Annotated in this window: 9 protein-coding genes and 1 pseudogene; 3 read left to right on the top strand and 7 right to left on the bottom strand. The window is 73.6% G+C overall.

The genetic code is table 11. From position 1 onward, the window contains the following. Nucleotides 1-255: 255 nt before the first annotated feature. From recX to IE267_RS38715, 4 genes and pseudogenes are all read right to left on the bottom strand, one after another. Nucleotides 256-966 (bottom strand): annotated as a pseudogene (gene recX, locus IE267_RS38730) (recombination regulator RecX); the annotation flags it as partial. After that, nucleotides 882-2,024, bottom strand: coding sequence for a recombinase RecA (gene recA / locus IE267_RS38725; protein WP_189766499.1), 1,143 nt, complete (start codon nucleotides 2,022-2,024; stop codon nucleotides 882-884). The pseudogene recX and the gene recA, both read right to left, overlap by 85 nt. Nucleotides 2,025-2,294: 270 nt before the next feature. Beyond that, nucleotides 2,295-3,368, bottom strand: a complete 1,074-nt coding sequence (locus tag IE267_RS38720) for an AI-2E family transporter (RefSeq protein ID WP_190029618.1) — start codon at nucleotides 3,366-3,368, stop codon at nucleotides 2,295-2,297. A gap of 425 nt (nucleotides 3,369-3,793) precedes the next feature. Continuing rightward, nucleotides 3,794-3,988 (bottom strand): DUF3046 domain-containing protein, encoded by a 195-nt coding sequence (locus IE267_RS38715; RefSeq protein WP_161247070.1) that lies wholly within the window; start codon nucleotides 3,986-3,988, stop codon nucleotides 3,794-3,796. An 80-nt stretch (nucleotides 3,989-4,068) separates the two neighbouring features. On the opposite strand from IE267_RS38715, the gene IE267_RS38710 reads away from it, so the two are divergent. Beyond that, nucleotides 4,069-5,001, top strand: a complete 933-nt coding sequence (locus tag IE267_RS38710) for a hypothetical protein (RefSeq protein WP_189766498.1) — start codon at nucleotides 4,069-4,071, stop codon at nucleotides 4,999-5,001. A gap of 111 nt (nucleotides 5,002-5,112) precedes the next feature. Here IE267_RS38710 and IE267_RS38705 read toward each other — a convergent pair whose 3' ends face one another. The 3 genes from IE267_RS38705 to IE267_RS38695 are packed head-to-tail and all read right to left on the bottom strand — an operon-like array spanning nucleotide 5,113 to nucleotide 7,146. Next, on the bottom strand, nucleotides 5,113-5,421 hold the full coding sequence (locus IE267_RS38705) for an AzlD domain-containing protein (protein WP_189766497.1): 309 nt from the start codon (nucleotides 5,419-5,421) through the stop codon (nucleotides 5,113-5,115). Then, nucleotides 5,418-6,245 (bottom strand): AzlC family ABC transporter permease, encoded by an 828-nt coding sequence (locus IE267_RS38700; RefSeq protein WP_229861672.1) that lies wholly within the window; start codon nucleotides 6,243-6,245, stop codon nucleotides 5,418-5,420. The genes IE267_RS38705 and IE267_RS38700 overlap by 4 nt, the downstream gene beginning before the upstream one ends. Before the next feature lie 10 nt (nucleotides 6,246-6,255). Continuing rightward, entirely contained in the window at nucleotides 6,256-7,146 is an 891-nt protein-coding gene (locus IE267_RS38695; protein ID WP_229861671.1) for a helix-turn-helix transcriptional regulator, read from the bottom strand. A 55-nt stretch (nucleotides 7,147-7,201) separates the two neighbouring features. Between IE267_RS38695 and IE267_RS38690 the strand changes: the two genes are divergently transcribed. Both IE267_RS38690 and IE267_RS38685 read left to right on the top strand, forming a co-directional pair. Continuing rightward, nucleotides 7,202-11,827, top strand: a complete 4,626-nt coding sequence (locus IE267_RS38690) for an ATP-dependent helicase (protein WP_189766495.1) — start codon at nucleotides 7,202-7,204, stop codon at nucleotides 11,825-11,827. Between the two features lie 228 nt (nucleotides 11,828-12,055). Next, entirely contained in the window at nucleotides 12,056-12,823 is a 768-nt protein-coding gene (locus IE267_RS38685) for a DNA-formamidopyrimidine glycosylase family protein (RefSeq protein WP_189766494.1), read from the top strand. The last annotated feature ends 121 nt before the right edge of the window (nucleotides 12,824-12,944 follow it).

Raw genomic sequence — 12,944 nt, 5'->3', positions numbered from 1 at the left:
GCGGTGCGGCCGGTGCCGGGCGGTGCGGCCGGTGCCGGGCGGTGCGGCCGGTGCCGGGCGGTGCGAGTTCGTTCCGGCCCCCGGGCCGGGCCGGGCGGACCCGGCGGGGCCTGATCCCAGAGGGCACTACCCCAGGGGGCTGGCCCGTGTGGGTCGAGGAGGGCACTACCCCAGGGGGTTGGCCCGTGTGGGTCGAGCCCCCAGCGGCTCGGGGCCCGTACGCGCGAGCCTCCCGTGGCTCGGGGCGCGTACGGGTCACGGCTCGTACAGGTCGTCCGCGTCGTCGCCTTCTTCTTGCAGTGCTTGGCGGACCACGCGCAGGGCCATGCCTTCGGGATAGCCCTTGCGGGCGAGCATTCCGGCGAGGCGCCGCAGGCGGCGGTCGCGGTCGAGGCCGCGGGTGGAGCGGAGTTTGCGCGCCACCAGGTCGCGTGCTCGCTCCTCTTCCTGGTCGGGGTCGAGCTGGGCGACGGCTTCGTCGATGACGGTGGTGTCCACGCCCTTGGTGCGCAGTTCGCGGGCGAGGGCGCGGCGGGCGAGGCCGCGCCCGTGGTGGCGGGATTCCACCCAGGCGTCGGCGAACGCGGCGTCGTTGATCAGGCCGACTTCCTCGAAGCGGGAGAGGACTTCTTCGGCTACGTCGTCGGGGATCTCCCGTTTCTTGAGGGCGTCGGCGAGTTGTTTGCGGGTGCGGGGGGTCCCGGTGAGCAGGCGCAGGCAGATGGCCCGCGCCCGCTCGGCCGGGTCCTGGGGCGCTGGTGGTGTGTCGGCTTTGGCCGTGTGGGTGGCGTCGGCCGGTCCGTCCGGGCCGGCCCGTCGGGAGCGGCCCCGTGGGGGGCTGGGCTCCTCGGGGCCGGTCCACTCGGTCCTGCGGGTCACCGCTAGCTCTTGGCGGCGGTGGCCTTGGCCGTCTTGGCCTTGGTGGCGGGGGCGGGCACCGTGGTGGTGTCGGCTGCGGGGGCGGTCTCGCCCGCGGCGTCCTTGGTGTCCTTGCCGTCCTTGGTGGTGTCGGTGGCCGGTTCTTCCGGCCGTACGCCGACGCCGAGCTTCTCCTTGATCTTCCGCTCGATCTCGTTGGCTAGGTCGGGGTTGTCCTTGAGGAAGTTGCGGGCGTTCTCCTTGCCCTGGCCGAGCTGGTCGCCTTCGTAGGTGTACCAGGCGCCGGCCTTGCGGACGAAGCCGTGCTCGACGCCCATGTCGATCAGGCCGCCTTCGCGGCTGATGCCCTGGCCGTAGAGGATGTCGAACTCGGCCTGCTTGAAGGGCGGGGCGACCTTGTTCTTGACGACCTTGACGCGGGTGCGGTTGCCGACCGCGTCGGTGCCGTCCTTCAGCGTTTCGATGCGGCGGATGTCGAGGCGTACGGAAGCGTAGAACTTCAGGGCCCGGCCACCGGTGGTGGTCTCGGGGGAGCCGAACATCACGCCGATCTTCTCGCGCAGCTGGTTGATGAAGATGGCGGTGGTCTTGGACTGGTTGAGCGCGCTGGTGATCTTCCGGAGGGCCTGGCTCATCAGTCGGGCCTGGAGGCCGACGTGGGAGTCACCCATCTCGCCCTCGATTTCGGCGCGCGGCACGAGGGCGGCGACGGAGTCGATGACGATGAGGTCGAGGGCGCCGGAGCGGACCAGCATGTCGACGATTTCCAGGGCCTGCTCGCCGTTGTCGGGCTGGGACAGGATGAGGTTGTCGATGTCGACGCCGAGCTTCTTGGCGTACTCGGGGTCGAGGGCGTGCTCGGCGTCGACGAACGCGACGGCTCCGCCGGCCTTCTGCGCGTTGGCCACGGCGTGCAGGGTCAGGGTCGTCTTGCCGGAGGACTCCGGGCCGTACACCTCCACCACGCGGCCGCGCGGCAGGCCGCCGACGCCGAGCGCGACGTCCAGCGCGGTCGACCCGGTGGGGATGACCTCGATGGGCTCGTTCGGCCGCTCGCCCAGGCGCATCACCGCGCCCTTACCGAATTGCCGTTCAATCTGTGCGAGTGCGGCGTCGAGCGCCTTCTCGCGGTCGGTTCCTGCCATGGGTTCCACCCGATTTGCTTGAGTCGATCGCTTCACGTCAAAGACGCTAACCCCTGCCACTGACAATGGGCCCCGACGTCCTTCCAGCCTGTGGATAACTCCACCGGAATCGCGGTGGAACCCTTGCAAACACAGGGCTGGACCCTCATAAGAATGGATGTTCGATTTTGGTGTCAAGCGCACCACGCCGGGCGGACCGCCCCGTTCCGCCGCTGCCCGGGACCTTCCCGGGACCGCCGCGCGCCGGCTCCGCACCGGCCGCGCGCCCGCTCAGGACGTGCCGCGGGCCTGGTGCCTGCCGTGGACGCGGGGGTCGTCCGTGACGTCGTAGCGCTTCACGTACGCCCCGAGGAACGCCTGCAGGGTGGCGACCGCGGGGATGGCGATGAGGGCGCCGACCGCGCCCATCAGGGCCGTGCCCGCGATCACCGAGCCGAAGGCGACCGCGGGGTGGATGTCCACGGTCCTGGCGGTGAGCTTGGGCTGGAGCATGTAGTTCTCGAACTGCTGGTAGACCACCACGAATCCGAGCACCCACACCGCGTACCAGGGGTTCACCGTGAAGGCGATGAGCATGGGCAGGGCGCCCGCCAGGTAGGTGCCGATGGTGGGGATGAACTGGGAGACCAGGCCCACCCACACCGCGAGCGCCGGGGCGTAGGGGACGCCCAGAACCTCCAGCAGGATGTAGTGCGCGATGCCGGAGATGAGCGCCATGAGGCCGCGTGAGTAGAGGTAGCCGCCGGTCTTGTCGACCGCGATCTCCCACGCCCGCAGCACCTCCGCCTGGCGGGCGGGCGGCAGTACGGAGCAGAGGGTCCGGCGCAGCCGGGGCCCGTCGGCGGCGAAGTAGAACGAGAACAGGAAGATCGTGAGCAGCCGGAAGAGGCCGCCGAGCACGGTCGCGGAGACGTCGAGCACTCCGGTCGCGCTGTTCTGGACGTACTTCTGCAGCCAGTCGGAGTGGAGCAGGCTGTCCTGCACCTCGACGCGGGAGAGGTCGGTGTGGAAGGTGTGGTTGACCCAGTTGATCACCGAGTCGAGGTAGCGGGGGAACTGCTCGACCATGTCGACGATCTGTCCCGCCAGCATCGAGCCGAGCAGCACGACGAAGCCGACGGTGGCGACCGCCAGGGCGAGGAAGACGAGGAAGGTGGCGAGTCCCCGGCGCATGCCGCGGGCCGCCATCCGGCCGACGGCGGGTTCCATGGCGAGTGCGACGAAGAACGCGATCAGGATGTTGATCAGCAGACCGATGAGCTGGTGGAAGGCCCAGCTGCCCAGCTGGAAGCAGGCGTACAGGGCCAGGACCAGCACGACGGCACGCGGCAGCCAGCGGGGCATGCGGGCGGGGCCGGCGGCCCCGAGGAGGTTCGTCGGGGGCTTCCCGGAGGCGGGCGGGTCGTCGGCCGGGCCGGTCTCCCGGCTGTCCGTCCGGTCGGTTCCGCGGACGTCCGCCGGGCCGGTTTCGCGGTCGGCCGCGCGGTCGTCGGGGGTGATCTCATCTGTCGGTGCCACGGGGCAAGTCTCGCCCATGGGTCCGACAGCGGGCCGCCACCGTCCGTCACCGGCCGGGGCTCGGGCCGGGCCTCGCATCCGTTCCCGCCGGATCGCGCGGGCCGGCCCGCCGCGGCGGGCCGGCCGGTCGCCCGGGCCGGAGCGTCAGCCGTGGCCGTGCCGTTCACCCGAAGGCGGTCGGGCCGGTGCGCGGCCGGTGCGCGAAGGGCCGTCGGCGGGGCCTCGCGGCGCCGGCGGACGCGGGGCGGGTTTCAGCGCCGTTCGGCGGGTACGTCCATGGCCGCGCAGACCGCGCGCCAGACGTCCTTCGCCTCCCAGCCCGCGTCGAGTGCCTCGTGCACGGTGCGCCCGCCCAGTTCGGTCATCACGTGGTCACGCGCGAAGGAGTCGGCGTACGCGGCGCCGAAGTGGTCGGCCATCCGCTCCCAGAAAATCGTCAACCGCATGACTCAAGTATCGCGCCCCTGGGAGTGCAGCCCCGGCCGTGGGGGTGGTCCGCGGCTCCGGGGGCCCTACCGTCTCCAGCATGGCTGGTTCCGGGGCATCCCCCCACTCCCCCGACTCCCCGCTGGCGCGCGCCGAGCACTTCGTCTGGCTGACGGCCAGGGTGCTCGAACAGCGCCGGTTCGCCTACCACTTCCTCGGCGGGGACGCCGACGCCGTCGAGGCGGCACTCGCGGCCTACCAGGGCGACGACGGCGGCTACGGCCATGCGCTGGAGCCCGATCTGCGCGGCCCGGTCAGTCAGCCCCTGCACACCGCGCACGCGCTGCGGGTCCTGGACTCGGTCGGCCGGCTGGGCGGGCAGCGCGTGGAGCGGATGTGCCGCTATCTGACGGAGGTGTCCACCAGGGACGGGGCGCTGCCGGCGCTGCACCCTTCGCAGCGCGGCTATCCGGCGGCGCCGTTCGTGCCCGTGGTCGACGATCCGCCGAGCGCGCTGCTGACCACCGGTCCCGTGGTGGGGCTGCTGCACCGCAACCAGGTGTGGCACGCCTGGCTGTTCCGGGCCACCGACTTCTGCTGGGCGGCGGTCGACGCCCTGGAGGGTTCGCATCCGTACGAGGTGGAGGCGGCGGTGGCGTTCCTGGACGGCGCCCCGGACCGTTCCCGGGCGGAGGCGGCCGCCGACCGGCTCGGCCGGCTCGTGCGGGGGCAGGGGCTCGCGGTGCTCGATCCGGCGCGGATCGCGGAGTATCCGGTCGCCGAGGGGTACGCCCCGGGCGAGCACCACTTTCCGCACGACTATGCGCGCGGGCCCCGGTCGCTGGCGCGGCGCTGGTTCACCGACGAGGAGATGGGGCGCTCGCTCGACCACTTGGCGGCCGAGCAGTGCGCGGACGGTGGCTGGCCGATCCGTTGGCGCGCGTGGGCGCCCGGCACGGAGCTGGAGTGCCGCCCGATGGTGACCATCGAGGCGCTGCGCACGCTGCGCGCCCACGGCCGCGCCATCGGGTGAGGCGGGCCGTCACGGCCTCCGGGAGGGGCGGTGGGGCGCCGTGACGGCTCTGCCGGGCGGGCCCCCGCCCCCGGTCCGCCCTCGCCGCTGTCCGCCCGGTCCTGCGCCTGCTCAGCCGCCGAGGGCGCGTGCGCCCGCGGTGACGAGCACGGCTGCCGCGACGATCACGAGGAACGGGGCGCGCAGGAGCAGGGCGACGGCTGCCGTCGCGAGTCCGGCGGCCCGGGCGTCGAGCAGTACCTGGTGGCCGGTGCTGAAGGTCTGCTGTGCGGTGAGTGCGGCGAGCAGGGCCACCGGCAGCAGGGCGGCGAGCCGTTTGACCAGGGGGCGGTCCAGGGCGCCCGCGGGGACGAGCAGGCCGAGGAGCTTGACGAGGTAGCAGCCGAGGGCGGTGGCGGCGATGGCGATCCAGACGTTCAACGTGCTTGTCCTTTCGGGGAGTTCCCGATCTCGCCGGATCGACCCGGATCGGTGATGTCGTCTCCGGCCGGGTCCGGGCCCGTGCCCGGAGCGGTGGCGGTGGCGCCGCGGCCCTTCAGGAAGAGCACGAGGGGGGCGGCGAGGGCGGCGCCCAGGACGGGCACGCCGGCGGGCAGGACGGGCAGCAGAGCCAGGACGAGGACGACGGCGAGGGCGGCGGTGACGCGCTCGGTGGTGGTCTTGAGCATGGGTGCGAGGAGGGCGAGGAAGACGGCGGGGCTCGCGGCGTCGAGTCCCCAGGCGTCGGTGTCGCCGATGGCCCGCGCGCCGAGGGCTCCGGCGAGCGTGGTCAGGTTCCACAGCACGTAGAGGGTGGCGCCGGTGACGGTGAAGCCGATCCGGGCGGCGCGTCGGGTCGGCTGGGCGAGGGTGACGGCGGTGGTCTCGTCGATGACCCATTGGGCGGCGAGGGGCCGCAACGCCTTGGGGAGCGCGAGGAGTTGCGACAGGCGCAGCCCGTAGAAGGCGTTGCGGGTGCCGAGGAAGAAGGCGCCGGCGGCCGCGGTGAAGGGGTTGCCGCCGGCGGCGAGGGCGCCGACGAGGGCGAACTGGGAGGCGCCGGTGAAGACGAGGAGGCTGAGCGCGCACGTCTGGAGGAGGCCGAGTCCCGATCCGGCGGAGGTCACTCCGAAGGCGAAGCCGGAGAGCCCTACGGCGATGCCGACGCCCAGGGCGTCGCGGACGACGGCCGCGTCGGGCTTGCCGCCGGGCCCGGGCGGTGTCTCCTGGGGTGTTTGCGGGGGTGCTGTCTGTTCTGTTGCCACGTCGTGGACGTTAGAAGAGGGCGGTGTTCTCGTTCTTGTACGTTCTTGCGCTGCCGGGAGCCCAGGGCTGTATCCGGGCCGCGGTGCGTTCGCGGCGGTAGGCGCCGGGGGTGACGCCGACGATGCGGGTGAAGTGGCGGTTGAGGTGCGGCTGGTCGCTGAAGCCCACGGCGAGGGCGGCTTCGGCGGGCGGCGTGCCCCGGTCCAGGAGGCGGCGGGCCCGGCGTACGCGCTCGCCGGTCAGCCAGGTGTGCGGGGGCAGCCCGTACTCCGTCTTGAAGGCGCGCAGCAGGGCGAAGGGGCTGGTGCCGAGTTCGGTGGCGAGCTGTTCGAGGGAGGGCGGTTCGGCGAGGCGCTCGACGAGGAGGAGGCGGGCGGTGGCCGCGGCGCGGGCGCCGGCGGATCTCGGGGTGCGCTCGGGCAGGTCGTGGCCGTGGCGGCGAAGGAGGCGGGCGACGGCGATGCGGAAGACGCTGTCGGCGGCCAGTGCGTTGCCCTGTTCGGCGGCGCGGTGGACGTCCTGGATGAGGAGGGCGGTGTCGGGGTCCTCGACGATGGTCCGGGCGAAGACGGCGGTGCCGCCCAGGGTGGTGGTCTCGGCCGCTATGTCGGCGATCAGCTCGGCGGAGGGGTAGAGGGTGGCGTACGTCCAGCCTTCGGGGGTTCCGGCGTGGGCGGCGTGCGGCACCTCGGGGTTGATCATGACGACGGTGCCGGGGCGGGCCCGGACGGTCTCGCCGGGCATCACGACGGCTTCGATGCCGGTGCGTACGGCGCCGAGGACGAATCCCTCGTGGGCGTGGCGCGGGAAGGTGTGGTGGATGTAGCGGGCGCGGAGCAGGTCGAGGCCGGGCAGCTCGTGGTGCTGCCAGTGCCGTGCCCATTCCTCGACGCCGTTCACCCTGCCATTCTCGCAGCTCCGGGCCGTTGTCAGTGTCTGGGTGCACGATGGGGCCATGGCACGGACAGCGTTGGATTCCTTCTCGCCCGCGACGCGCGGCTGGTTCACGGGGGCGTTCACCGCGCCCACCGCGGCGCAGGAGGGCGCCTGGCGGGCGATCGGGGAGGGTTCCGACGTCCTGGTGGTCGCTCCGACGGGTTCCGGCAAGACGCTCGCCGCGTTCCTGGCCGCGCTGGACCGGCTGGCGGCCGCACCGCCGCCCGCCGACCGGCTCAAGCGCTGCCGGGTGCTGTATGTGTCGCCGCTGAAGGCGCTGGCGGTGGATGTGGAGCGCAATCTGCGCTCTCCGTTGACGGGCATCCGGCAGGAGTCGGTGCGCCTGGGGCTGGCGGAGCCGGAGGTGCGGGTCGGTATCCGGTCGGGGGACACGCCGCAGGCCGAGCGCCGGGCGTTGACGACGCGGCCGCCGGACATTTTGATCACGACGCCGGAGTCGCTGTTCTTGATGCTGACGTCGGCGGCGCGTGAGGCGCTCGCGGGGGTCGAGACGGTGATCCTGGACGAGGTGCACGCGGTGGCGGGCACCAAGCGGGGCGCGCATCTGGCGCTGTCCCTGGAGCGTCTTGACGAGCTGCTGGCGAAGCCGGCCCGCCGGATCGGCCTGTCGGCGACGGTGCGTCCGGTGGAGGAGGTGGCGCGCTATCTGTCCCCGCAGCGCAGGGTGGAGATCGTGCAGCCGCCGTCCGCCAAGGAGTTCGACCTGTCGGTGGTGGTGCCGGTGGAGGATCTGGCCGAGTTGGGGGGGTCGCCCGCCTCCGATGCCCAGGAGGGCGCCGAGAAGCCGTCGATCTGGCCGCACGTGGAGGAGCGGATCGTCGATCTGGTGCAGGCCCACCGCTCGACGATCGTGTTCGCGAACTCGCGCCGGCTGGCGGAGCGGCTCTGCAACCGGCTCAATGAGATCGCGTACGAGCGCGCGACGGGGGCGCCGCTTCCCGAGCATCATGCGCCGGCCGATCTGATGGGCGGCTCGGGGGCGGCGACCGGCGCGCCCACGTTGCTGGCGAAGGCGCACCACGGTTCGGTGTCCAAGGAGCAGCGGGCGGTGGTGGAGGAGGATCTGAAGGCGGGCCGGATTCCGGCGGTGGTGGCCACCTCCAGTCTTGAGCTGGGCATCGACATGGGTGCGGTGGATCTGGTGGTGCAGGTCGAGTCGCCGCCGTCGGTGGCTTCGGGGCTGCAGCGGGTGGGCCGTGCGGGGCACCAGGTGGGTGCGGTCTCCACGGGGGTGGTCTTCCCGAAGTACCGGGGGGATCTGGTGCAGTCGGCGGTGGTGACCGAGCGGATGCGGTCGGGGGCGATCGAGTCGTTGCGCATTCCGTCGAATCCGCTGGACGTGCTGGCGCAGCAGCTGGTGGCGATGACGGCGTTGGACAGCTGGCAGGTGGACGATCTGCTGGCGCTGGTGCGGCGGGCCGCGCCGTTTTCGGCGCTGCCGGAGTCGGCGTTCACGGCGGTCCTCGACATGCTGGCGGGCCGGTATCCCTCGGATGCGTTCGCGGAGCTGCGCCCCCGGGTGGTGTGGGACCGGGTGGCGGGCACGGTCACGGGCCGGCCCGGCGCGCAGCGCCTGGCGGTCACGTCGGGCGGCACGATTCCCGACCGGGGCCTGTTCGGTGTCTTCCTGGCGGGGGCCGACCCGAAGAAGGGCGGGGGGCGGGTCGGCGAGCTCGACGAGGAGATGGTGTACGAGTCGCGGGTGGGTGACGTCTTCACGCTGGGCACCACGTCGTGGCGGATCGAGGACATCACGCGGGACCGGGTCCTGGTGTCGCCGGCGCCGGGGGTGCCGGGCAGGCTGCCGTTCTGGAAGGGCGATCAGCTGGGGCGTCCGCTCGAACTGGGCCGTGCGCTCGGCGCGTTCCTGCGCGAGGTCGGTTCGCTGACGCCCGAGGACGCGCGGCTGCGGCTGCTGAGCGCGGGGCTTGACGCGTGGGCGGCGGACAATCTGATCGGCTATCTCGACGAGCAGCGCCGTGCCTGTGGCCACATCCCGGACGACCGGACGATCCTGGTGGAGCGGTTCCGTGACGAGCTGGGCGACTGGCGCGTCGTCATCCACTCCCCGTTCGGCGCGCAGGTCCACGCGCCGTGGGCGCTGGCGCTGGGGGCGCGGCTCGCCGAGCGGTACGGCATGGACGCGCAGGTCATGCATGCCGACGACGGCATCGTGCTGCGGCTGCCGGACGCGGATCTGATGGGTCTGGATCTGCTGGACCAGGATGCGGCGCGCGGCGATGCGACGTACGACAGTGAGCAGGCGCCGGTGGGGGCGGCGGACACGGTCTTCGACAAGGGCGAGATCGAGCAGATCGTCACCGATCAGGTCGGCAGTTCCGCTCTGTTCGCCTCCCGTTTCCGTGAGTGTGCGGCGCGCGCCCTGCTGCTGCCGCGGCGCACCCCGGGCAAGCGCACCCCACTGTGGCAGCAGCGTCAGCGCGCGGCCCAACTCCTGCAGGTGGCAAGCGAGTTCGGGTCGTTCCCGATCGTGCTGGAAGCGGTCCGTGAATGTCTCCAGGACGTGTTCGACGTGCCGGGCCTCACGGAGCTGATGGGTGATCTGGAGGCGCGCCGGGTGCGTCTGGTGGAGGTCACCACGCCCGAGCCGTCGCCGTTCGCCCGCTCCCTCCTGTTCGGTTATGTCGCACAGTTCCTCTACGAGGGTGACTCGCCGCTGGCGGAGCGGCGGGCGGCCGCGCTGTCCTTGGACTCGCGGCTGCTGGCGGAGCTCCTCGGCCAGGCCGAGCTGCGTGAGCTGCTGGACGCCGATGTGCTGACCGAGCTGGAGCGGGAGCTCCAGTGGCTGACCGAGGAGCGCCGCATCAAGGACGGCGAGGGGGTCGCCGATCTGCTGCGGGTCCTGGGGCCGCTCACCGATGCCGAGTTGGCCGAGCGGGGCGCGGAGCCGGGCTGGGCGGCGGAGCTGGAGGCCGCGCGGCGCGCCATCCGGGTCCGTGTCGCCGGCGTCGAGCACTGGGCGGCCATCGAGGACGCGGGCCGGCTGCGGGACGCGCTGGGCACGGCCCTGCCGGTCGGGGTGCCGGAGGCGTTCACGGAGCCGGTGAAGGACCCGCTGGGCGATCTGCTGTCCCGCTATGCGCGCACGCACGGCCCGTTCACGTCGGCGAGTGCCGCGGCCCGGTTCGGGCTCGGGGCCGCCGTCACGGACGGGGCGCTGCACCGCCTGGCGGCGGCGGGCCGGGTGGTGCAGGGCGAGTTCCATCCGGCGGGCATCGGCCAGGAGTGGTGCGACGCGACGATCCTGCGCAGGCTGCGGCGCCGTTCGCTGGCCGCGCTGCGCCAGGAGCTGGAGCCGGTGCCGCCCGCGGCGCTCGCCACGTTCCTGCCCCAGTGGCAGCACGTCGGCGGGGGTGAGCTGCGCGGCATCGACGGGCTGGCCCGCGCCGTGGAGCAGTTGCAGGGCGCGGCGGTGCCCGCCTCCGCGCTGGAGAAGCTGATCCTGCCGTCGCGGGTGTCGCAGTACAGTGCGGCGCTCCTGGACGAGCTGACCACGACGGGCGAGGTGCTGTGGGCGGGGGCGGGCGCCCTGCCCGGCAAGGACGGCTGGATCTCCCTGTATGTGGCGGACGCGGCCCCGCTGCTCCTGCCGGCGCCGCATCCGCTGGAGCTGACCGCGCTCCACGAGGCGGTGCTGGCCGCGCTGGCGCCCGGGTACGGCCTGTTCTTCCGCCAGCTCGCCGAGCAGGTGCGGGCCACGACCCACCCCGACGCGACCGACCCCCAACTCGCCGATGCCGTCTGGGATCTGGCGTGGTCGGGGCGGCTCACCAACGACACGCTCGCGCCGTTGCGCGCGCTGCTCGGCTCGGGGCGCACCGCGGGCTCCACCGCCCACCGCGCCAAGCGGCCGGTGCCGCGCGGCCGTTACGGCACGCTGACCGCGGCGGCCCGGCCGGCCGCGCGCTCCGGGCCGCCGACCGTCTCGGGCCGCTGGTCGCTGCTCGTGCCCCGCGAGGCCGACCCCACCCATCGCGCCCACGCCTTGGCGCGCAGCCTTCTGGACCGGCACGGTGTGGTGACGCGGGGTGCGGTGCAGGCCGAGGGCGTCGAGGGCGGCTTCTCGGCGACGTACCGGATCCTCGCCGCGTTCGAGGACAGTGGTCAGGCGCGGCGCGGCTATGTGGTCGAGGGCCTGGGCGCGGCCCAGTTCGCGATGGACGGCGCGGTGGACCGGCTGCGGGCCGCCGCGACCGCCCGGGACCGGGGGACGGACGCGCACACCTCCCCACAGGCCATCGTCCTCGCGGCGGCCGATCCGGCCAATGCCTACGGTGCGGCGCTTGCCTGGCCCGAGCCGCCGGGCGGCGCCGGCCACAAGCCGGGCCGCAAGGCGGGCTCGCTGGTGGTGCTGGTCGACGGCGAACTCGTGCTGTACCTGGAGCGTGGCGGCAAGTCGCTGCTGGCCTGGGCCGTCGAGCCGGACGATCCGGCACTGACGGCCGCGTGCGGGGCGCTGGCGGCCGCGGCCCGGGCCGGCCGGCTCGGCACGATCACCGTGGAGCGCGCCAATGGCGACCCCGCCCTGACCTCACCGCTGGCCCGCCCCCTGGAAGCAGCCGGCTTCGTCCCGACGCCGAGGGGGCTGCGCCTGAGGCCCTGACGCACCGCCCGACGCTTCCCGGGGCGCGGGCCACGTCCCCGGGCCGGACACGGCCCGGCTCTGCCCGGCCCGGCCCAGGCCGCGTCCCAGGTCGAGGCGTGGGACGGCAGAGCGCTCCCGCCCAGCAGCGCCGCCCCTCCCCTGCCTCCGCCCTCACCCTCACCCTCGGGCAGGAGCGAGCGCGCGGGAGCGAGCGCGTTCGGCGGGTGGCCCCGGCACAATGGAGCCATGCCCGAAGGCGACACCGTCTACCAGGCCGCACGGCGGCTGCACACGGCGCTGGCCGGTGAGGTTCTCACGCGGTCCGATCTGCGGGTGCCACGATTCGCCACGGCGGATCTGACGGGCCGCACCGTCTTGGACGTGACGCCGCGCGGCAAGCACCTCCTGACGCGCGTCGAGGGCGGCCTCACATTGCACTCCCATCTGCGGATGGACGGGTCCTGGCGGATCTACCGGCCCGGCGAGCGCTGGAACGGCGGGCCGTCGCACCAGATCCGGGCGATCCTCGCGAACGCCGGGCACACGGCCGTCGGCTACCGGCTGCCCGTGCTCGAACTGCTGCGTACGAAGGACGAGTCGAAGGCGGTCGGTCACCTCGGGCCCGATCTGCTGGGCCCCGACTGGGACGCGGAGCTGGCCCTGCGCAACCTGGTCCGGGACCCGGCCCGCACCATCGGTGACGCGCTGCTCGACCAGCGCAACCTCGCCGGGGTCGGCAATGTCTTCAAGTCGGAGATCTGTTTCGCGCTGCGGGTCGTGCCGTGGCTGGCGATCGGCGCGTTCCCGGCGCCCGAGCGCCTGGTGGCGACCGCGAAGCAGCTCCTGGAGGCCAACAAGGACCGCCCGGTCCGCCAGACGTACGTCTACGGCCGGGCGGGCCGGCCGTGTCCGCGCTGCCGGACCGCCATCCGCACCGCGGCGCAACGCGACCCCTCGGGGCGGGAGCGCCCGACCTACTGGTGCCCCAACTGCCAGCCCGCGCCCGCCCTGTGAGCCCCGAGGTCCGGGGCGCGCCCGCCCTCTGAGCCGCGGCCCCGACGCCCGGGGCACCGGCCCGCGCCGGAGTCCCCAGCCCCCTGCACCGGCCCGTGGCGGGCCGGACGCGGCCGCGCCG

Source organism: Streptomyces xanthochromogenes (assembly GCF_014650455.1).
Taxonomy (GTDB): Bacteria; Actinomycetota; Actinomycetes; order Streptomycetales; family Streptomycetaceae; genus Streptomyces; species Streptomyces xanthochromogenes.
Note: the sequence above shows the minus strand (reverse complement) of the source record. Positions and strands in the feature narration are given on the sequence as shown.

Coding starts and splice junctions, on each gene's coding strand:
- IE267_RS38685 (WP_189766494.1), top strand. CDS start 12,056: ATGCCCGAAGGCGACACCGTCTACCAGGCCGCACGGCGGCTGCACACG.
- IE267_RS38720 (WP_190029618.1), bottom strand. CDS start 3,368: ATGCCCCGCTGGCTGCCGCGTGCCGTCGTGCTGGTCCTGGCCCTGTAC.
- IE267_RS38715 (WP_161247070.1), bottom strand. CDS start 3,988: ATGCGGTTGACGATTTTCTGGGAGCGGATGGCCGACCACTTCGGCGCC.
- IE267_RS38710 (WP_189766498.1), top strand. CDS start 4,069: ATGGCTGGTTCCGGGGCATCCCCCCACTCCCCCGACTCCCCGCTGGCG.
- IE267_RS38690 (WP_189766495.1), top strand. CDS start 7,202: ATGGCACGGACAGCGTTGGATTCCTTCTCGCCCGCGACGCGCGGCTGG.
- recA (WP_189766499.1), bottom strand. CDS start 2,024: ATGGCAGGAACCGACCGCGAGAAGGCGCTCGACGCCGCACTCGCACAG.